Source organism: Pseudomonas sp. J380 (genome assembly GCF_009827115.1).
GTDB classification, from domain to species: Bacteria; Pseudomonadota; Gammaproteobacteria; order Pseudomonadales; family Pseudomonadaceae; genus Aquipseudomonas; species Aquipseudomonas paracarnis.
In genome coordinates this window covers 4,764,783-4,785,704 of record NZ_CP043060.1, presented here as the reverse complement: position 1 = coordinate 4,785,704, position 20,922 = coordinate 4,764,783, and the positions used below count along the sequence as shown (strand labels likewise).

Sequence of the window (20,922 nt, the reverse complement as noted above, 5' to 3'; positions counted from 1 at the left end):
CCGATTGCTTTGACAGATTAACTGCCCCGCACCACCCCACCCTCGCAATGCCCGTCTACACTCGAGACATTCCCCGTGCCATAACGAGACCGTTATGCCCAGATTGCCGACCGTGATACTGCTGTCGCTGCTGACCTGGACCGCAACGGCTGGCGCGTTGACTCTTACGGATGATGAGCGTAGCTGGTTGGCGGACCATCAGGAGCTGCGCCTAGGCGTGGATGCGTCTTGGCCACCTTTTGAATATCGCGATGAAAATGGGCGATATCAGGGCTTGGCAGCCGATTACGTACGCCTGCTCCAGGACCGCCTGGGTGTGCGAATCAAACTGATCGAACCAGTTAACTGGACCGCAGTGCTTGAACAAGCCCGCAATAATCAGCTCGACCTGCTGCCGGGCATTATGTCCACCCCCGAACGCCAAAACTTCCTGGCCTTCACACGCCCCTATCTCGACTTTCCCATCGTCATCCTGGCCCATGAAGGCGGCGCGAAACCACGCAGCCTCAAGGATTTGTACGGGCTGAAAATTGCCGTGGTGGAGAACTACGCCCCCCATGAATTGCTCCGCACCCACCATCCGGACCTGAATCTGGTCGCCCTGCCCAACGTCAGTTCGACGCTGCAAGCCCTGGCCACCGATGAAGTGGATGCCGTGGTCGGCGACCTCGCCTCCAGCGTCTGGAGCCTGCGCCAACTCAAGCTCGACGGCCTGTACGTCAGCGGCGAAACGCCTTACCGCTACCAACTGGCGATGGGTGTCCCGCGGGATGAAAAAATCCTGGTGGGCATCCTGGACAAAGTCCTCGCCGATCTCAGTTCAGCCGAAACTGATGCGATCCAGCAACACTGGGTCGGCAGCTTCACCGATCACCGCACCTTCTGGGCTGACCTGCTCACGTACGGCCTGCCAGCGGTGCTGCTGTTGAGTACAGTGCTGGCGATCGTCATTCGGATCAATCGCCGGCTCAGCTCGGAAATTTCCCGTCGGGTCGCCCTTGAGCAAGAACTGCGAAGCAGCGAGTACCACTATCGCGGCTTGGTGGAGAGCTTGTCCGCCATCGCCTGGGAAGCAAGCATCAGCGACTTCACCTACAGCTATGTGTCGCCCCATGCCGAAGACCTGCTTGGCTATCCCCGCGCCCACTGGCTGATTCCAGGCTTCTGGCGCAACATCATCCATCCCGCTGACCTGACCCGCGCCGAGGCCTATTGCTATCGGGAAACTCGTGCCAACCGTGATCACAGTATTGATTACCGGGTCATCACCGCTGATGGCCGCTGCCTGTGGGTACGTGACATTGTCAGCCTGATCGAACACGGCCACGAGCCGGTGCTGCGCGGCCTGATGATCGACATCAGCGAAGCCAAGCGCACCGAAGAAGCCCTGCAACTGTCCGAGCAGAAATTTGCCTCGGTGTTTCAGCAGTGCCCGGACATCCTGGTGATTGCTCGGTTGTCTGATGGTTGTTTGCTGGAGGTCAACAAGGCATTCGAGGACCAGATTGGCCTGAGCTTTGATGAGGTCGTGGGCAAAACCGCCTCAGATCTGAATATATGGGGCATTCAGGGCGTCGGTCCGGATTTGCTGCAGCGGGTACAGACCACCAGTATCCGTAACCTGGAAATGTCCTTTCTGCGCAGCAATGGTCAGGCATTTACCGGGCTGATCTCAGCTGAGCCGTTCCAACTCGATACCACTGAAGCCTTGGTGGTAGTGGTGCGCGATATCACCGAGCTCAAGGAAACCCAACAGCAGCTGCAAACCTCCGAAGAGAAATTCGCCAAGGCATTCCATGCTTCCCCCGACGGTTTACTACTGAGTCGCCAAAGAGATGGCCTGCTGATTGAAGTGAACGAAGGTTTCAGCCACCTGACCGGTTTCACCAGCGCCTCCTCACTTGACCAATCAACCCTGGACCTAGGCATCTGGGTCGACCTCAACGAACGCAAACACATGCTGGAGTTGATGCAGCGCGACGGCTTTGTCCGCGATTTCATCTGTCATATCCGTCGTGCCGACGGCCAGATTCGCCTGTGCGAAGTGTCCAGCCGCCCACTGCCGATTGGCGACGAAGATTGCATGCTGACCATCGCCCGGGACATCACCGAACGCCAGTTGATGCAGGAAAAACTGCAGCAGGCCGCCACGGTGTTCGAAAGCACCGCCGAAGGCGTCTTGATCACCGACACACGGCAGAACATCAGCGCCGTCAACCGCGCCTTCACGGAGATAACCGGCTACAGCGAGGTTGAAGCCCTTGGCCATACCCCGCGCCTGCTCGCCTCCGGCCTGCACGACAGCGCGTTCTATGCGGCGATGTGGCACCAGTTGACGACCTATGGCCACTGGCAAGGAGAGATCTCCAACCGCCGCAAGAATGGCGAGGTGTATCCGAGCTGGCTGACCATCAGCGCTGTGCGTAACCGCGAGCAATTGGTCACGCACTTCGTTGCTGTGTTTGCCGACATCTCCAGCCTCAAGCTGGCCCAGGCCCGCCTGGATTATCAGGCCCACCACGACCCATTGACTGGCCTGCCCAACCGCACCCTGTTTGAAAACCGGCTGCAGGCCGCCCTCAACGGCCAGCAGGAAAGTGGTAAACAGGGCGCGGTGCTGTTTCTCGACCTCGACCGCTTCAAGCACATCAACGACAGCCTCGGCCACCCGGTTGGCGACCTGCTGCTCAAAGACATCGCCGTACGCCTCAAGGAGCAGTTGCGGGACGTGGACACCGTTGCTCGCTTGGGCGGCGACGAATTCATCATCCTGCTGCCCGGCTTGCAACAGGCCAGCGACGCCCAGCACTTGGCGAACAAACTGCTCGACTGTTTTACCCCGCCATTCCAGGCCGGCGAGCATGAGTTCTTCATCAGCGCGAGTATCGGCACCAGTCTGTATCCGCAAGACGGTACCGACGTCGCCACCCTGGTCAAAAATGCCGACGCCGCGATGTATCGCTCCAAAGCCAAGGGGCGCAACCGGGTCGAGCGCTACACCCGCGACCTGACCGCCCAGGCCAATGAACGCGTAGCGCTGGAGCACGAACTGCGCCGCGCCATCGAACGTGAAGAATTGAGCCTGTATTACCAACCCAAACGCAGCCTGGTCACCCAACAACTGATCGGCGCCGAAGCCTTGATCCGTTGGCACCACCCGACCTTGGGCGAGGTCCCGCCCGAGCACTTTATTGCCCTGGCCGAAGAGAACGGCATGATCCTGCAAATCGGCGAGTGGGTACTGGAACAGGCCTGCCGGCAGTTGCACGCCTGGCAAGCGGCTTTCGAGGATTTCGGCCCCCTGTCGGTCAACCTTGCAGGCGCGCAACTGCGTCACCCCAACCTGCTGTCACGCATCGAACAACTGCTGCGCGATTACCACCTCGAACCCGGCTGCCTGCAGCTGGAGATCACCGAAAACTTCATCATGAGCCAAGCCGAAGAAGCACTGGCGGTGTTGCACCAACTCAAGCGCCTGGGCGTACAGCTGGCAATCGATGATTTCGGCACCGGCTACTCGTCCCTCAGCTACCTCAAACGCCTGCCTCTGGACTTCCTCAAGATCGATCAATCCTTCGTCCGCGGCTTGCCCGACGACCCTCACGATGCAGCCATCGTGCGCGCCATCATCGCCCTTGGCCACAGCATGCAATTCACCATCATCGCCGAAGGCGTGGAAACCCCGGCACAACAAGCATTCCTCGCAAGCGAGGGGTGTGAACAGATGCAAGGCTACATCGTCAGCCTGCCCCTGCCGCCGGAGCTTTTTGCCGCCAGCTTCCTTCGTACACGGCACAAGGATTTTTCGGATGGCACAGTGAACAAACCATCGCTATAATCCGCGACCTACTGAGGGCCTATAGCTCAGTTGGTTAGAGCAGGGGACTCATAATCCCTTGGTCGTAGGTTCTTATGTGGTACGAATACCAGTGTGGTATTTGAAGGCAATTTTTGTTAGCTTGTAATCACTCAATGCCACTGTAGCTCAATCGGTTAGAGCGTCCGACTCATAATCGGCAGGTCGAGGGTTCGATTCCCTCCAGTGGCCCCATACCCCCTTAAAATCAAGCACCTACCCAAACTCCGCAGAAGGTCAACGACCACACTGACGGAGCTTTGTTCGTTCTAAGAATTCGGCAATTTGAGATTTTTTCTTGACATGACTAAAGCAACACCCAAAGCTAACAGGGTGTGGCATTTGGAATTGAGAGCTCATGAAAAACTTCATCTTGGTCGAAGCGCCCGTTACGAGCGAGGCTAACTACATCCTGCTTCATCTCGACCCTGGCATGCCCGACGAGGCACGCGAGTTCAAACCGTTCACCGACTACACGACGTGGCTGGCACGTAAGGGCTACGCAGGAAACACCGATAAGCTCTACTCGGAGCACGTTGGCCGCTTCATCGACTACGTATATGAGGCGACGAAAACCCAATTTCCTGCAGATGTCGAGTTCACTATCGAGACCGTCATCTACAGCTACCAGGTTTATCTCCTCTTCGGTACGGACGCCACGAACCCGATAGCGAAGACGCTGGCCCATAGCCTAGGGAAGACACGGCTAACCGGTCAAAACTCAATCGCGGAATCAATAGAGTCGTCTATTCGATGGTTTCTTGAGGTAGCCGAGTCAAAAAACATGACAGCACCTGACCATCTGTTCAGTCGGTTCTGCTCGAGCAAGGCCGAATATCGAAGTCAATATGAGGTTTCGGCCCAAAAAGCTAATTCATGGATGGCAGCAGTCATTCGTGGCTCGCTGAACTCAGTTTTGCCTAAACGCAAGAGAGATAAGCTGTTTGCTAAAGCAGGTCGTAGGAACAGCAAACACGACAAGCAGCCGTTCAAGATCCTCCCATTCCCTATAGAACGATCCGTCGACTTTCTCAGACAGGCCAAGCCTGCAAAGTCCACGACATTTTACAGGGATATGACGCTATATGCCCTACTTGCCGCGACAGGTTCGCGTACAAGCGAGGCGCTACAAGTTCGAATGTCTGACATCGATGATGACGATTTTGCAGTGTTCCTACGCGACCCCTTTGCGAGGAAAGCGCCTGGTATTACTGAAGAAGAGCATAAGCTTCTCTCCTGGAAAGGTCGGGAGACCGAGGTGACCTTCATGATTGAACCATTCGCTAAAATATTCTGGGAGAACCTTGAGAAGTACCTGACCCTAGAATACAACTCTAGCGTTGGACATGATTTCTTATTTCAAAACACTGACGGCAGGCCCTTCTTCGCAAGCGACAGGAGCAGCCGTGACAAAACCTTTAAGAAATACTCCTTGAAGGCAGGCTTGCCGGACGTCACAGGCATCAGCACTCACTCTCTGAGGCATATGTACGGAACCTACACGCTTAATTACATGCCAGTTCCTGGCCAAACCCTTCCTGGCCTACCCATTACCTACGTGAAGATCCTGATGGGCCATGCCAGCGTTACATCCACGATGAAGTACGCGAAGCACGACACCGACATCATCGAAGCATACATTCAACATGCTAACCAGTACGTCATGCAAAGAGGCGATGCCTCCTTTACCACAATTCGCGAGGAATTTTATCTGCGCCAGCTCGAAGTATTGAAGGACGAGGCGAATCGCATTCAAGGGACGCAACATGATTAACCTGACTAAGGATATTCAGATTATCAAAACTGGAGCGCCTCTTGATAGCTCCATTAAAGAGGCGATCACGAAAGCCAAGGCTTGCGTCTGCAAAGAGCTGTTTGGCACGAACTATATCTCTCCAAGTAAGGTAACAAGCAGCGCTCGTAACGAATATTACAACGCGTCCATCGTGCGCCTGTTTGATGACCACCTGAACGTGTCGAATGCACCTATTTATGATGAAGTGTGGGTGCGTAATGCTTTAGCTTGCACGAAAAAGACTGCGCCGATAGAAATTGCGAAGCAGGTCGTTCCGAAGGCCTCTATTGACTGGCTCAACAAGTCTTCCTTGGAGAGGCTGAGCAAAGACTGCGTCTTAATTCTTCACTTTCTCTGGCAGGAGCGAGCTGTCCTGCTACCGGCTGACCTAAGGAAGCCCACCGTTCACAATCAGGACGAAGGAACCAACTTCTATGAGTTTGCTGCAGCATCCTATACCGAGGTGCTTGCATTTGTGAGCAAACCGTTTATATCGCATGTTCCCTACGAAGACATTCCGGACATTACCTCCGTAATGAAGCCTAGTGCCGTCAAAAACTTTGGATGGTACGCATGGCGCATGATTCGTTGCACAGACTGGCATAGAATCGAAGACATCAATCCAGATGACATCGCTGACCTCTCCGACCACTTGGTCTTAACGCGAAGAAATGACGTTGACTGGTTCCAGTACCCCATCTCCCCAGCCGCGTTTTGGAACTATGTTCAGAGGCTGTATTCTGACAGATGTAGCCAGGTCGCCGTCCGCCCTAAAAATGATTTGCACGCCAGTAGAAAAGCTCTGGCCTCTGGCGAATATGACTATCCTGATGAGCACAAGGAAAGTGTCGAGTCGTGGTTGAAATATCAGGACAAATATACCGGCTTACAAAAGTCTCGGGGTATTAAGTCTTTCGACGCTTACAGCAAGAGCTTCTCAGTTCTGAATACCTGGTTGTTTGGCGAATACCCTACTGCTACGGGATTGCTTCCTCCTCACCCAAGTGAGCTTAATCGGACGCACATGGAAGGCGATGGATACATAGGCTTCCTCACCTTTCTTCGTAGAGGCAGGTCAAACTCAACGATCCAGCAGATCATGTACCACATCACCAGCTTTTTCAACTATTTGACGGCTCACTCGAGCGCCGACGAGAAACTTTCTGGTTTTGTTTGCCCCATACTGGAGCTCGATTTCCCCATCGTGCGAAGAAGGAATAGCTCTAATAAGCCTGCATTTCATTCTGAGCATTTCCCATACCTTCTCCAATACTGCTACGCGATAGAGTCTTTCACAACTCACCTAGCCGAAAGGGTATATCACGAACAAATAAACCTATTCGACAAAAAATTCAGGGCTGATATTGAAACAAAGGACTGGAACAATACTCAAAAAATCGTTCAAACTGAAAAACTTGGGTACGTTCCAATTGTGTTCTACCGGAACCCATCATTTGACGCTTCTCAGCCTAAATCCGAAGATAATCGCCCCATGAAGTATGAGGCGCTGCGACTTCTTCCAAGGTTCGTCGTGCCAATTATTGAACACTCGGTTGAACGCGAAGGGAAGTGGGTGTTCTATCCTCAGCTCAATTACATCAGACATAATATCATCGCACTGGAGACAGGGGTTCGTAGTATTCACATACGTTGGCTAGAGAGGCGAACCTATGATATGCGAATTGATCGTTCAAGACCCCTGCCTCCGCTTTGCAAATTACGCATCAACACTGACAAAGTAAACGGCCCCTGGGACGCTACTGTTTCGAAGACGGTAATTGAACTGCTGGATCGTCAAAAAGCCATGATCCCTTGGTTTAACGATCCCGCAATGGATGTCGAAACCTGGTATGACTACCATGAAGAAAATGAGCATGGCAAAATCATCACGCTATTTCCGAAGGGAACAAGTCCTGGCGTGCTGACTCCGGAGGCCTATGCGAAATATTTCAAAAGGCTAATTTATTCTTTCGACTTGTTCTGCAGGTTTCAGCTGGGCATTGAGGCGACGAACGCAATGCCAGAGGCTGTGGGGGATCTGGAATCTATTGATGATCCTCACGACTATCTCACCGCGATCAAACTTGAGGGACAGGCCTGCAAATTAATCGAACATACCCCGCACTCCTGCCGAGTATCAGTTGTATCTGAATACATCCCAATTTTACCGCCACACATCATCGGCGCATTTATTACCGGCCATGCCAGTGATGAACATGTAATGTATTACGCAAAAGTTGACCCTGCATACCTGAAATCGGTTGCCCAGTATCAAAAATTGAGTATTGAGCATGGATGGCTAGTTGACCGCCCAGCAATGTCTAACATCAAAGCAGAAGACGTTGCATCGAAGCTTCAGCGGGCTTTCCGGCGAGACAAGGACAAGTCTCTGATTGACTTCGGTGCGATCTCATTTGACCGTGAGACCAAGGATGATGTGGTTTCAGGTGTCAGGGAGACAAGGCAGCGCCCCATCGACTCGCTGGCCTTCATGCCCACTCATATCTGCCCATTTGGTAATCGCTGCCCAGCGGACGTCGTTAAAGACCTGGGTGCCATTCCTGGGATAAGTATGCCGTGCGGGGGCTGCTATTACTCGGTCAAAACTGTCGACCACCTGCCAAGGATATACGGTCACATTCGTGTGCTAACTGACGAGTGTAGCGAGCTGGAGGCCTATATCGCCGAGTCTAAAAGGAATGGAGCATCGCCTGAAAGCCTTGTGCCAAAAGCCAATCGTCGCAAATTCCTTGCCGCAGAGATCATTTCATGGAGCGTTACTGCTCACTGCCTCGAGCAAATGCATAACGAAATCAAAACGCGTGAAAGCTTCCTGGTAGAGAAACCTGAAATCGTCTCAGAGCACCTGGAGCGCTTAGAGCTCAAGAAAGACTCGCTTTCCAACCTGATTGCTCGCACTGCAGAAGCCAAGTCGCATGCGGAGTATTTCACTCCACAGTTAGACAAGCAGGTTAAAGTGGCAAGAAACAAGCTCCTTGCATTCACTGGAGACTTTAACCGCATGCTGCAAGAAGCTCCTACAGGATTCACGTTGATCGATGAATTTAGGGGCCTGATTCGGTCTACGTGTGAAGTTCTGGGTCTTTCACTGCATGATTTGAATGATGCAATTAGTAAGCCCATGGCCTTGGAACGACCTACTGCAATCCTCAAGCTAATTTCGAGCCCAGGAGGTGTTCCTGCATGAGCAAAGGTGCGAAAAAGGGCCAAAACCGCTTTGCTGGCTCTCAAAAGCTGAACCGCGACTATAGAATTTCCCGAATTAAAGACGAAGTAATACCTAAGCTGAAGTCTTTCGTAGGAAAAGCATCATTCGATGGGGTTACGCCTTACTCAAGATTCTGCGCCGAACTTTACAACGATGGGCTTCCTGTAAACGAAAAGAAGATTGGCTACAGAACCTTGGTACAGAGCACTGACTATTGGGCTCTGCTCGGGCCAATATTCTTCAAGCACTGGGATGCTGCTGGAAACATGGAGTCCAAGAAGGACAAGCTTGTCGGAAAGCTGGCCGTTCAGCGAGCAGACCAATTGCAAGCTGAAGCAGACAGGCTGAGGAAGGAAAATGAAGCCCTTCGCTCGGCCCTGCGAAGCCATGGAGCCTCGGCGGTAGCATTGCCAGACGCAAAAAATAGCGATCAAGGCTTCATGGCGAAATTTGATAAGACATGCCGCGTACTCCTGCAAGTGCTCAAAAAAAGCGATGGCATGTTCGATGTTGATATAAAGGCCGAGAAAATCACCTGCACGTTTGATGATCTCGAACCTGCTGAAGGGCTTATTCCAAGAGACATTGCCGAACCCTTCGTCCTTTGGATGAAAGCCAAGGAAAGCACTAATGGCGACCGGTGATCAAAAGCGCTCTCCGTACGACCGCTACAGGGACTATGTGCTGCAGCTTGAACAGGCTGGAAAAAAATTCCCTGTGAATCAGTTTGGCGCCGTCAACTTCAGCAAAATAGCTGATGAATGTGGTAATCGTAGGCAGTGGTTTTCTGAAAGCGCAAAGAAGGTCTTTTGCTCCGAGGGCCAGACTCTGGAACAGGTCATCGCGAAGGACATTCGCCGCATAGGCAGTGAGTTTTTTGCGGCCAAAGACACTGAGTCTCTGGCGGATGATATGGCGGATTCGAAAAGCCGCGAAGCGAATCGGTTGCGAGTAATGCTTGAGCAAAAGTCGAAGGAGAACGAACTGCTCCGCGAGCAAGTTGAGCGACTCTCTGCCGAGCTGCGGTTGCTTCGGACATCTGCACAGGAAATCAGTAGCCAGCAGGACTTGATGATCGACTCCGGGCGGTCATTTATCCTATGACCAATCTGTCGAGCATAATCCAGGTAAGTTCGGTGAAGCCAGGCAGTTTTGGCGGGGCAGTCTTCTCCGGACGCATCATTGGCCAAAATAAAATTTACACATGCAGAGCCAGCTATAAAATCATCACGCGCATACCTCAGCCCGGTGAGTGCTGGCAGTTCAAAGGCTCGATCACAGGGCACGATCAGTACAGGGATTTCGTTCTGATCGAAAGCTGCCACATCGTAAACCTGCCCATAGCGGCATATGTGGAACGATTGCTGATAAAGCATCCTGCATTTCGTGGGCTGTCATTCGGCAAAGCAAAAGTCTCAAAACTTGTCAGGGCATTGGGCGCAGAAAACCTTGCTCAGGTATTGACTGTAGGCAGAGTCAGCCACCTGGCGGAGCTGATTAATCCTGATCTCGCCCAAAAAGTCGTGGATGCCTGGAGGACACTGCAGGATGAAATTTCAACGATTGAGTTTCTCATGGAGCACGACTTCGACCCTGGGCTCGCCAAAAGCATTCTTAAGGTTTGCCAGACGGACACGGTAGAGCGCCTGAAGCTTAATCCGTACAGCCTCGTTGCGTTTCAAGGCATTCACCCGAACATGTGGAAAATCGTAGACGCCGCAGCAGCCAAGCTAGGCATACCTCGTGATGACCCACGCAGGTTGGCTGGCCTTGTGGAGAACTTGCTCTATGTGCGCTTGGATCAGGGTCATACCGCATACGAAATCGAAGAGCTAAAAGCCGCCCTGATGCAGAAGCTTCCATCCGCCAGACTGGTAGACCAAGCTATCAACTGTGCCTTACAAAGGCGTGCTGTATGCGTCAAGAAGCATCAAGGGACGACGCTTATCCAGCCACTGGGAGCGGCCCTTGTCGAAAGTAAACTCGAGCTGCGAGTCGCGAGTCTACTGTCCGCTCAGGCCTCATTGCTTCACGGTTCTCCGCAGGAACTTGAGCAAGCGATTGAAGATTACTGCGCACACGGTGAGAGCGTGCCTGGACACTCACTCACCCGAGACCAGAAAAGCGCAGTGCTGATGGCGCTTACTAATCGCATCAGCACGCTGACTGGATTTGGCGGTACGGGCAAGACAACCGTGCTGAAAGCCATCGTTGATATAGCCTCTCAGCACCGCCCTGTGCATGTCTTAGCACTGAGCGGAAAAGCCAAGGAGCGCGCCAAGGAGTGTGTTGGCCGAGACACCTACACGATCCACAGCTTCTTGATCAAAATCAGCACCGCAAGCTCAGGGATCAGCACTGGAGGCGACCCTCTGGTAATCATTGATGAATCCAGCATGGTAGACATCGCCTTGATGCTGAAACTGCTGAATGCCTTCGCGAAGAAAGAACTGTCTCTCTTGCTTGTAGGCGATACTGGTCAGCTATCACCGGTTGGTTATGGAATCTTTTTCCATGCACTGGCCAAATCGAAGGCGATACCGTCGACCCACTTGATCAAGGTTCACAGGTCAATCGGCAACAGTCACCTTCAGAACATCGCCATGAAGATTAGATCTGGTCATCTGGATACCTTGCCATTCTGGAATGGCGAGCGCGATGGGGTTTATCTGATCCCCTGCACAAACACGCAGGACATGCTGACACACCTCGCGAAGATCAAGCAGCTCATCCCTGACGCTCAGATCTTGACGCCACACATGTCTGATCGCATGCCGGATTCCGGGCACAATATAAACAAACACCTGCAAAGTGCCCTCCAGCATACAGACGAGAAGCAAGGCATTTGGATGGGCAAATACTGGCTGCGAGTTAACGACCCCGTCATCGTCACCCAGAATAGCTACGAGCATAATCTGTTCAACGGCAACACCGGGATCATGACTGGGGTTACGTCAATCGATGGGCAGACTTCAGGTATGTTTTTCTTCAATGGGTTCGAAGTGACCCTGTCCAGGATGGACTTGTTCGGGCTGGGAATGAAGCTTGCCTACGCCATATCCATTCATAAGGCGCAAGGCAGCGAGTACGAGACGTCAATCCTTTGCACTCTGAGTCAAAGCGAATTTGTGGAACGAAGCATGCTGTACACAGCCGTCTCCCGATCTAAGCGGCTGGCTTTGATCCTAAGCACGCAGGACATCATGCTGCAGGGGGTAGCTCGCCCAAACCGAAGCGACACCCTCTGTGTTGGCTTCTCGGTTTGAATACCAAACAGGTCGTTAGCCCTACAATATTGCGGGCAGGGCTTTCGCCTCAGGCGCCTTACCCTCCTTGTATGATCGCAGGATCCACGCCCAATGCCTCAAGGTAGGAGAATGTCATTGAAGTTGTTCACAACGCTTTGGAGCGTCATCAGCCCCGACCGCCACCCCGAGCGTGAGAAAGCGCGTGAACGCGAGTTCATCCGGGCGGCGAACTCCTTGAAGACCCTCAAGGTGACACCAGAGGGCGGAATGTCCATCGATCCCGAAGAGCTCCGAGATCAGATTATCGCCTCACGTGAGCAGTTGAAGCATCTTGTCCACAATCCAGGAGCGCCTAGCGGATCATTCAAGGCAGCGGGGGACGTCCAGGTGGAGCAGGAAGCGAGTCCCGCCGTTGAGGCTCCAGTGGGTGCCATGGACTGTATCGAGGTGGTGGCTTGGCGTCGGTTGCAGAGCGGCGTTACTGTGCGATACGTGTGCCTTCAGTCTAAAAGTACGGGGCGATTTGCTGTCGCTACAGCCAGTCTGTTCACAAAAGCCATAGAGAGTCTCCCGACTTGGGTCGACGGCAATACCAACAGACTAATCGCGAATGCCCTACAGCCCGGTGATCTCCAGTGGTACGCGGCTGCGAGCGAGGCTATGGATGCATGGGATGCAGAGCTTTGAGGCCTCCACTATGCATCATTACTGACACCAAGGCCCCAGGTTGGCGGGTTTTCAACGAAGTCAATTGAGGTGATGAGCTCGTCCTGTATGCGTTCCAAAACTCTGTCGAGTTTCGGATGGGCTTTCGACTCTCTCAATGTCGTCACCAGTTGCAACAGTTCACGGCCCTGAGCTAAGGGCATTTGAACGTCGCAGTACACTGTGTCGTCATCGTTCTTCATTCCCATCGGGAAATCCTCGCAGTAGGATCTTGGTCTTCTGTTCCCACGACCGGCATTAGGCCGTGCCCCTTCGGGGAGTGGCTGTCGTAAACCGAGCCTTGCCGCAAGCGCCGCCATCTCGGCCCTTCGGGCGTCCATCCCACACGCCTGCGCGCTCCGCTTGCTTAAATGTTCAAATGCGTTAGCTGCGTTGGCTGGATGTGGATAAAATCGATGGTTGTCGGCAAGATTAATCCCAGATCGCATGGTTGATAGCAGGAGACCGAATCAGTGAACAGTGCTATCGAACTACTGGAGAAATCGTGGGCAACTTAATAGCTTTGACACGAAAAAACCTACATGAGCTCGAAGCTATCGAACGCCTCGCCTCATTTCTAGGTGCCGACCGATTCGGCGCTCTGGCTTTGCAGCTAGCTTACGAGTATCCGGTCACAATCGAAGAACCCTACCAATCCATATCTAAACTGCATCACAGCTCCGTCATAGGCATGAGTGACGCTCCGTTTGAGGCGCTGCGCGTCGTTTGCGAAATCGTTATCAACCGAGCTCCTGAACTGCTGCGGATACTGTCATACCGTAATCGACACGAGAATCGTACAACTGTCCCCCATGGGCTTTGGTTAGCTCTTTTAGAACGGGCCAATGGAGATATGTCTGTCGTCGAGCCGTCAAGTTCGCACGCCGTTGATGGGCGCTTGCCTCCAGATTTTTTTGCCACATGCCACGACTTGATATCTAACAACCAGGCAGTGTTTGACCAGAATTTTTTACTCGCACGTAAGCACGAAGGTTTATCAGCCAGCGAGGCCGTTGAGAGCTTAATCGCACACAGACTAGGCGGCATTTGAACGTCGCAATACACTGTACGGGATCGTCTGTCGTACTTGTCTGATACGCGAACATTGCGATGTTGCGTGCCCTTCGGGAGCGGCTGTCGTTAACCGAGTCTACGTCTCGGCCCTCGGGCGTCTATCCCACAAGCCTGCGCGCTCGGCTTACCATGCTTATCCAGCCGCGTGATCATTTGACTTCGGTTCGAGTGGACACTCAGGCTGAGCTAGATCCAAAGCTCAATAGGTTCGATGTATTCGTATGGCTGAGGTGTTACACCCCCTTCGAAGATTCAAGCCTTAAAAAAAGCACGGCAGGCCTCCATCAAAGCAGTAGCGTCATGCAGAGCTCGATGGCGCCTGGTTGTTGGCAGTAGGCGGTAAATGTCACTAGCCGCCTCCCGGCCCACAAAAACCTCCAATGGCTTGAGCTCGAAGGTGGGGATCAGATCTGCTGCCTCGTAGAGGACATCGAGCCAAAACCCGTCTTGCGGTGAATCGCTGCAAAGCACCTGCCCTGAAAACAGCTGATTCATTCGTTCCGCCACGGTGTGGGGGGGATCACCTTCCTGAAGCAAATGATCCTGCGTAAGGCCATGCATGTCTTGCGCATCGAACGACCAGTGCGTCCAGTAACGTGCTGGCCTTATCAACGAACTGAACGAGGTCTCACTCGACACGACGGCGACCTCAATGGGATAGCTATCAGGAGCTATTCCAGAAGCTTCAAAATCAACAAAAAAAACGAAGGCCGTCCCACCTTGCTGCTCCTGTTTTACGGTGGATTTTCAGCGGCTACACCGACTGCTTGTATGGTTGCGCCGCCATCGCTCGCCAGCAGTTCTAGCTGTTAGTAGCCTGTGCAACTCGGTGATTTTGCAGATGCTGCATCTCACGCTCCCATTCAACCAAAAATTTATCCCAGTCTGGGGCGTATGGCCCATGAAGCAACCTGGTCGAGCCGATACTTGCTTGATTGAAGCGCTCCCTCCATGGCTGCGGGATAGTCTGCTCCAGGATGATGTCGATGCCGGAATGGTGATGCTGCACCGTGACACAATCCCGAAGCTGGTTGAGCTCAAGTGTCTTGCCAGCATTGGGGGAGTATTTCCGTTCTTGAAGGTCAAGGTCATCAAGGATGGATAAGGCATCGAACGCCTTCGGATCGCCTGGGGATATGCTCGCAAGCATCCACAAAGCCTTTCGTCTCTTGGCTTCCAGCTCGCGGAGTTCATCGTCGGGCATTTGAGTTACCTCTTGTTGGCGTTTATGGCATGCCGCCTGCGGCGTCAGGCTGCCGTGAATCGAGCCCCGCCAAGGCGTGTCTCGCCCCTGCGGGCTCACATCCCTCACGCCTGCGCGCTCCGCTTGCTTGGTGTCTGAGCCTCTGTGAAGCATAGATCGCAACGCATCCTACCCTCATGATTCGGAGCTCGGCATCGCTATTCGAAGCGTTCTGTTATCGTTCTAAAAGTAATTTAGTCACTCTTAGTCATCAGCCTTCTGGGGAGCCGGGAATGGACACAACTCGACATGTACCAAGCAGAGCCTACCAAAAGGTTCGCGATCCCGAGCGCCTACTCATTGAAGAACGCGCCGAAGCTCTATCTGCTGCAGGCTACCCGCTGCCAGATGATGATCCGGCTATGTACGCTGAGCAATTGTTGAACGAGGCCAGAGCGGCAGCTCTTTCATCTCAGGTAGGTAGCGGCAGCGAAAACACTGCGGCTGAGCTTTCCGCGAGAGAGGTATCCCAGGTACTTAGGGAGGCGATTTTCGGTCGAACCGTCATGAGTAAGGTGGGTCATGAATCGTGGGACGAGATTTATGCCGGCCACTTCCAGATCAATGCAGACGGTTGGGAGATATCGATTTACAACGACTGTGATCAGCTCGACTACTGCGAACAATGCATCAGTCCAGATGGGCGACACTGGTCGTTTGACTCCGGGGATCGCTTTGGCACTGATCCAGTTGCACTGCTCAGCACATGGGAACATCAGACACTTGAGCAACTACTAAAGACATTGTGAAGTGAAAATTACCGTTTCGGTGCGTACCCCTTTCAGGTGCGGGCTGTTGTGAACCAAGCCTAGGCTTAGACGCTAGCATCTCGGCCCTGCGGGCGTCCATCTTCACGCCTTCGGCTGTAGCCTACAAGCTCCACTTGCCACCCATGCTGAGTCAGGCCCAGCCAGATAGAAACATATTGCAGAACCTGCTATAGCTAACGCATCTACATGCTGTGAGAGCAAAAAATGGAGCTCGGGACTCAGCAATTCTTTCAAGATCCGCCACCTCGTAAAGACTTCTGGCTGCTATTCAAAGTCTCGTCTTACGAACGACTCCGCCAGATGCAGGCAGGATGTTTGTATATGAACAGTCTCGACTATTTCTCCAATCTTAAGGATGAAGAGTCAATAGCCCTTCGAGTGGATGAACTCGAAAAGGTCTACGGTATCTTGAGAGCGGGGAAAAACTCTGAAGGTTACGCGACACTTTCAATCAAGATCGGTGAGAGTGATGTGGAGACAGATCTGGGGCCGGCAGCAATCTTGCGAGCTGACTTTCCTCAGCCTAAAAACATCATGCTTTTCTGCATGGGAGCACTATCAGAAAACGAGGATGCAGTAATTACGGGGGAGGTGGATGGGATGCTTACATTCGATCCACGTTTTTTGGAATTCGGAACGCATGTGCTTTTTATAACAAGCGCAACAGAATTTGGCCGTAGAATAAATATTGCTCTTGCGAAGGAGCGAAATGCGTTTAGATCTCCATTCATACATGAGGGGTTTGGATTAATAAACTATAAGGAGCTTGATAATTACTCCGGAGCTTTGGGACTGTTTACAAAGGACGTTAAATATGTCTGGCAAAGAGAATTTCGCATATCGTTTGGTGTTGAAAATGCCGGTCTGAATAGCATGGGTGCTTACGAGTTTCAAATTGGTGACATTTCGGATATTAGTCACATCTGCCCTGTCCAAGCAATGATCGATAATCCAATAACTATAAAGCGACGAAACTTTAAAAAGACAGATACAGGGTACGAACAAGTAACTGATTAAAGGTAACGAGTGCGGCACTCACAAGCAACCTTCGGTTTGTATTTTGCAACACGTGCCGTATAAAGCCCCGACTATGAATCTCGTAAAGCTTCTTAAATTCTCAGCAAGTAGCCGGCTGTGTTCCAGCCGCCGCAGGATGCAGGAAATACCATTAGGAGACAATGTAAATGCCGAGTGAATACTCGTTGTCAGACGTGCTGGAAAGAATGTACCAAAATCAGCTCGCCCTTGAGGCTGCTCTCATGGAGTTGACCCTCCACGTCGAAGCTCACGGTCATGCAGATGTGGGGAATAATGTCCGAGGTGCCCTTGAGACAATCGGCGAGAACTCTGGCCACATCAAACAGGGTCTAGCCCTGCTCGAAAAGCTCCCATGAGGCAGCCACTGTTTGATTTTGATCTCAAACGCGTCTCACACGAGCACTACATAACGGGTAAAGCCGCCATCAATTTTCCGCACGCTGGAAGCACTACAGGTGGGTGGCATTTCCTGTCCTACTTCGACCGCGATTCGGGCGTAGCGAAAGTGTCCTTGGCAGGTTTTCATTATCCAGATACGACCGATTTCTTTGGAGACGCTGGAGTCATCGACGTAACCGATGAGCTTGCGATGCGAGGCTGGTCTGTAGAAGGTCGACAGCTTTACATGGCGGATCACTACAGAGCTGCTGCAGATATGGTTGTCAGGTGGGCTCTTGGTGACTCAGATCACTGCAATGTAGAGATTTATGAGTGGTTTTCATCCCTTACCGATAAGCAAAGATTGCTCGGTCTCCTGGATACTGGGAAGTCAAAGCTTCAAGAAATAGGCAAGCTGGAAAAGGTGGAGCTTTGGCTCAGCTCGCAGTAACGTCAATGGAGCAATAGGTAACCAGTAGCCCTTCAGGAAATTGGATGCAAGGCAGGAAGCCTTCACTTCGCCGCGTATCTAGCCAGGCCCTGGTTTTAAGCACATCGAAAATCTGCCCCTGATCCATCAACGCGAGAATCAGCTCGTCTGAGATTCGATACCGACCGCACTCCGGACAGTCACGCTCTTCCCACGGGCCTTCGCACATAACGCGTTCTGCAGCTCCCACGCAAATCAGGCAATTCATCTCGATCACCATTTTATTGTTGTAGCTATCTCTGGCCCAGGAGGTTCACTCCTACCTGGGCCGCCGACCCCTACTTATTCTCGTCAGCCTTTCCTTCCTGCATCTGGACTGAAGACTTGGTGCCACTAGAATTGTCTTTCGTGGCGTTATCCGCGTTGTCAAAGCATCCATGAAGCATGAATACACTGCATAGACATAAGCACACAGATAGCTTTTTCATGATCATTCTCCTGCTAGCTGTTGAGTCTTTTCTAGTGAGAAGCCGGCCCAATGGGAGCCGGCAAAGCCTTAAATCAGCGATTAAGCTGCTGGCTTGAGTACGACCTTCGTCCAGCCATCGTCACGTGCGTCGAAGTGCTTGTAGGCATCTGGGCCCTCGGCAAGCTTGAGGCGGTGGGAGATGATCTGCGAAGGTTTCGCTCGGCCATGGTGGATTAGCTCAGCCAAGCGACGGTTGTAGACTTTGACGTTGGCCTGGCCCGTTCGAATCTGCTGCCCTTTGAACCAGAAAGCGCCGAAATCGAAAGCCATCTTGCCTTCCTTGGCCAGTTCATTTTTAGCTCCAGGATCTTGGGGTACGAACACCCCTACGACACCGATGCCTCCAGTCGCTTTGGTAGAAGCGACAAGGTTGTTCATGGTCAGGTGATTAGCTTCATGACCGTGGCGGTCGCAGCACTGATAACCCACGCACTCGCAACCGCGATCAGTGCCCTTGCCATGGGTCAAGTTCAAGATCTGATCCACCGCCTCTTTCTCAAGCGAGTTGATGGGCGTAGCGCCCATTTGAGCAGCAAGCTTCAAGCGGTCAGGATGATTATCGACTACGAACACCTGAGAGGCACCCTTGATCATGGCCGAGTGAGCAGCCATCAAACCAACTGGGCCGGCGCCATAGATGGCAATACTTTCACCGGGAAGGAGGCCTGCCAACTCGGTTGCATGCCAACCAGTCGGGAAGATGTCGGAGAGCATGACGTAATCTTCTTCACGCTCTTGCGCGTCCTCGGGCAACACCAGGCAGTTGAAGTCTGCATAAGGCACTCGAAGTAGTTCAGCCTGCCCCCCCTGATATGGGCCCATGTCAGCGAACCCATAGGCCGCACCCGCGCTGCCTGGGTTAGCGGTCAGGCAAAACCCCGTCAGACCTTTTTCACAGTTTTCGCAAAAGCCGCAGCCGATGTTGAATGGCAGGCATACCCGATCTCCTACCTTGACCCGATCTACGCCGGAGCCTACTTCGATGACCTCGCCCAGATTCTCATGGCCAAACACTCTGCCCGTTTCAAAAGAAGTACGGCCTTCGTACATGTGCAGATCAGATCCGCAGATGTTTGTGGCAGTCACTCGCACCAGAACGTCGGTAGGTTTTTCGATTTTGGCGTCCGGCACATTTTGCACACTAACGTCACGAGGGCCGTTGTAAACGATGGCTTTCATTGCGTTCTCCCAGAGGCAAGACGAAAGGGAATTTTCGTCAGCACATGTTTAATCTGACCGAGGGAGCAAATCGTATGTTCAAGAAATTCGATCCATGTCTGACGAACGGTACATTCCAAATGTCGCCCAAAAAATCTGAATTATTCGCCATTGAATCTCTCCCTTTTAAATCGATAAGAGATTGAGGGGTTGACTTGAGTTATCTGGATTGGGTGCAGTGGCCAGCTATGGCAGTGACGGTTATCGCCGCGTGGTTTATTGGCTCTCAACGTCCCGCGAGAAGAATGGCGGGGTTCTTCTGTTTCATTTTGAGTAATGTTCTGTGGGTCATTTGGGGTGCTTACGCTGGGGCCTATGCATTGATCGTACTGCAGATATGCCTCTGTTCGATGAACCTGCGCGGCTGTAAAAAGAACTTTCAGAACCAGTAATGGGGATTCATCCTGAGGTCTGGCTTCCGCGTTGATTTTTCCTGAACCCGCGTGCGTTCATGCCTAGCAGAATGCACTCGAGCACGATTAATCCAAAAGCATTTGTGTGCCATCCCCATACAACCCATAGCGCATTGCTGAGGATGAAGCCCCAAAAGGCAATCATGCGTCGGCGCGGTTGTTGAGATCCGATAAACCAAGCCGAAATGACGGTCACGACCATAGCGGGCCATTGCACCCAATCGATCAAGTCCAAAGGTCACCCCGCTCCGAGGCTTGAATCAGGACTTACGGAAGGCTCGGCTCCAAGGTGCGTATTGGGAGGCATAAGGGAAGCCAGATAGTCGCCAAATCCACCACTACACTTATAGTCCCGGCGCGCACTGGTGATCACAGGGTTGGTGGCTGTCCAGACGATATGCGCGCCAATCCTCTCGAGGTCTGCAACCAGCTGAACGTCTTCGTGCGCAATCAAATGCTGGAGCCCGCCAGCATTCCGATAGGCCTCGGCACTCAGTCCAAGATTGGCCCCATGGATGTGGCGATGATTCTCGATGAACTGGTACAGCGCGAGGTACTTGGTACGAACAGCCTCTCCATATCCACTCCAGCTGTCCACCTCAACCGTTCCGCACACCGCGTCGGCTCCAAACTCAATCTGGCGCGCTAGCCAATCAGGCGGTACAACGGTATCGGCATCCGTGAATGCGAGCCACCGAGCACCTGCTTTAAGTAACTGCTCAGCCCCAACGGCTCTTGCCTTACCCACGTTTCGAAAGCAGACATCTACCGACGTTATCCCCTTCGCTGTTACCACTGCTCCCGTGTTGTCGGAGCAATGATCCAATACGACGAGTATCTCGACCGGTTGCCCTTGAAGAGAAGGATGCTCAGCGGCAATCACCACGGCGTTCAGGCAATCGCCTATAAGCCTTTCTTCGTTATGGGCAGGTATCACGATCCCTATCATTGACATTCCCTCAGCCTGGCACAGAGCCTTCAGCAATCGACACTGCG

The 20,922-nt window shown here is 52.7% G+C and carries 19 protein-coding genes and 1 tRNA gene; 14 read left to right on the top strand and 6 right to left on the bottom strand.

Annotated elements, in window-relative coordinates:
* The first annotated feature begins 94 nt into the window (after positions 1-94).
* From FXO12_RS21745 to FXO12_RS21710, 8 genes are all read left to right on the top strand, one after another.
* Positions 95-3,838, top strand: a complete 3,744-nt coding sequence (locus FXO12_RS21745; RefSeq protein WP_087716051.1) for a bifunctional diguanylate cyclase/phosphodiesterase — start codon at positions 95-97, stop codon at positions 3,836-3,838.
* A gap of 136 nt (positions 3,839-3,974) precedes the next feature.
* Positions 3,975-4,051: transfer RNA gene (locus FXO12_RS21740), tRNA-Ile, on the top strand.
* Positions 4,052-4,214: 163 nt separating this feature from the next.
* The gene (locus FXO12_RS21735; protein WP_160049759.1) at positions 4,215-5,630 is read left to right on the top strand and encodes a site-specific integrase; all 1,416 of its coding nucleotides are present in this window, start codon (positions 4,215-4,217) and stop codon (positions 5,628-5,630) included.
* Positions 5,623-8,859: a hypothetical protein gene (locus FXO12_RS21730; protein ID WP_160049758.1), complete on the top strand. Its 3,237-nt coding sequence runs from the start codon at positions 5,623-5,625 to the stop codon at positions 8,857-8,859. Before FXO12_RS21735 ends, FXO12_RS21730 begins: the two co-directional genes overlap by 8 nt.
* Positions 8,856-9,524 (top strand): hypothetical protein, encoded by a 669-nt coding sequence (locus tag FXO12_RS21725; RefSeq protein ID WP_160049757.1) that lies wholly within the window; start codon positions 8,856-8,858, stop codon positions 9,522-9,524. The genes FXO12_RS21730 and FXO12_RS21725 overlap by 4 nt, the downstream gene beginning before the upstream one ends.
* The gene (locus FXO12_RS21720) at positions 9,511-9,984 is read left to right on the top strand and encodes a hypothetical protein (protein WP_160049756.1); all 474 of its coding nucleotides are present in this window, start codon (positions 9,511-9,513) and stop codon (positions 9,982-9,984) included. Before FXO12_RS21725 ends, FXO12_RS21720 begins: the two co-directional genes overlap by 14 nt.
* A complete protein-coding gene (locus tag FXO12_RS21715; protein WP_160049755.1) occupies positions 9,981-12,146 on the top strand; it encodes an AAA family ATPase in 2,166 nt (721 codons plus the stop codon). Before FXO12_RS21720 ends, FXO12_RS21715 begins: the two co-directional genes overlap by 4 nt.
* 111 nt (positions 12,147-12,257) lie before the next feature.
* Positions 12,258-12,815, top strand: a complete 558-nt coding sequence (locus tag FXO12_RS21710) for a hypothetical protein (RefSeq protein ID WP_160049754.1) — start codon at positions 12,258-12,260, stop codon at positions 12,813-12,815.
* Between the two features lie 8 nt (positions 12,816-12,823).
* On the opposite strand, the gene FXO12_RS21705 is transcribed toward FXO12_RS21710, so the two are convergent.
* Positions 12,824-13,042, bottom strand: a complete 219-nt coding sequence (locus FXO12_RS21705) for a hypothetical protein (RefSeq protein ID WP_160049753.1) — start codon at positions 13,040-13,042, stop codon at positions 12,824-12,826.
* Positions 13,043-13,338: 296 nt separating this feature from the next.
* Here FXO12_RS21705 and FXO12_RS21700 point away from each other — a divergent pair, with 296 nt between their 5' ends.
* Complete coding sequence (locus FXO12_RS21700; RefSeq protein ID WP_160049752.1) at positions 13,339-13,884, top strand: hypothetical protein; 546 nt, start codon at positions 13,339-13,341, stop codon at positions 13,882-13,884.
* Between the two features lie 275 nt (positions 13,885-14,159).
* Here FXO12_RS21700 and FXO12_RS21695 read toward each other — a convergent pair whose 3' ends face one another.
* Positions 14,160-14,546, bottom strand: a complete 387-nt coding sequence (locus FXO12_RS21695) for a hypothetical protein (protein ID WP_160049751.1) — start codon at positions 14,544-14,546, stop codon at positions 14,160-14,162.
* Positions 14,547-14,709: 163 nt separating this feature from the next.
* Positions 14,710-15,111 (bottom strand): hypothetical protein, encoded by a 402-nt coding sequence (locus FXO12_RS21690; protein ID WP_131672247.1) that lies wholly within the window; start codon positions 15,109-15,111, stop codon positions 14,710-14,712.
* 272 nt (positions 15,112-15,383) lie between these two features.
* On the opposite strand from FXO12_RS21690, the gene FXO12_RS29310 reads away from it, so the two are divergent.
* The 4 genes from FXO12_RS29310 (at position 15,384) to FXO12_RS21675 (ending at position 17,787) form a co-directional block, all read left to right on the top strand.
* A complete protein-coding gene (locus FXO12_RS29310) occupies positions 15,384-15,899 on the top strand; it encodes a hypothetical protein (RefSeq protein WP_306109887.1) in 516 nt (171 codons plus the stop codon).
* 342 nt (positions 15,900-16,241) lie between these two features.
* Positions 16,242-16,937 carry a hypothetical protein gene (locus FXO12_RS21680; RefSeq protein ID WP_196492891.1) on the top strand — a complete coding sequence of 232 codons (696 nt, stop codon included), beginning with the start codon at positions 16,242-16,244 and terminating at the stop codon, positions 16,935-16,937.
* Positions 16,938-17,104: 167 nt separating this feature from the next.
* Positions 17,105-17,314: a hypothetical protein gene (locus FXO12_RS29125; protein ID WP_060766449.1), complete on the top strand. Its 210-nt coding sequence runs from the start codon at positions 17,105-17,107 to the stop codon at positions 17,312-17,314.
* Positions 17,311-17,787 carry a hypothetical protein gene (locus FXO12_RS21675; RefSeq protein ID WP_034114359.1) on the top strand — a complete coding sequence of 159 codons (477 nt, stop codon included), beginning with the start codon at positions 17,311-17,313 and terminating at the stop codon, positions 17,785-17,787. Before FXO12_RS29125 ends, FXO12_RS21675 begins: the two co-directional genes overlap by 4 nt.
* A 547-nt stretch (positions 17,788-18,334) precedes the next feature.
* On the opposite strand, the gene FXO12_RS21670 is transcribed toward FXO12_RS21675, so the two are convergent.
* Positions 18,335-19,474 (bottom strand): glutathione-independent formaldehyde dehydrogenase, encoded by a 1,140-nt coding sequence (locus tag FXO12_RS21670; RefSeq protein ID WP_060765790.1) that lies wholly within the window; start codon positions 19,472-19,474, stop codon positions 18,335-18,337.
* A 227-nt stretch (positions 19,475-19,701) separates the two neighbouring features.
* Between FXO12_RS21670 and FXO12_RS21665 the strand changes: the two genes are divergently transcribed.
* The gene (locus FXO12_RS21665; protein ID WP_372242000.1) at positions 19,702-19,905 is read left to right on the top strand and encodes a hypothetical protein; all 204 of its coding nucleotides are present in this window, start codon (positions 19,702-19,704) and stop codon (positions 19,903-19,905) included.
* A 7-nt stretch (positions 19,906-19,912) separates the two neighbouring features.
* On the opposite strand, the gene FXO12_RS29120 is transcribed toward FXO12_RS21665, so the two are convergent.
* Together FXO12_RS29120 and FXO12_RS21660 are read right to left on the bottom strand one after the other, a co-directional pair.
* Entirely contained in the window at positions 19,913-20,161 is a 249-nt protein-coding gene (locus tag FXO12_RS29120; RefSeq protein ID WP_080758760.1) for a hypothetical protein, read from the bottom strand.
* Between the two features lie 3 nt (positions 20,162-20,164).
* Positions 20,165-20,875: a glycosyltransferase family 2 protein gene (locus FXO12_RS21660; RefSeq protein ID WP_060765839.1), complete on the bottom strand. Its 711-nt coding sequence runs from the start codon at positions 20,873-20,875 to the stop codon at positions 20,165-20,167.
* Positions 20,876-20,922: the final 47 nt, after the last annotated feature.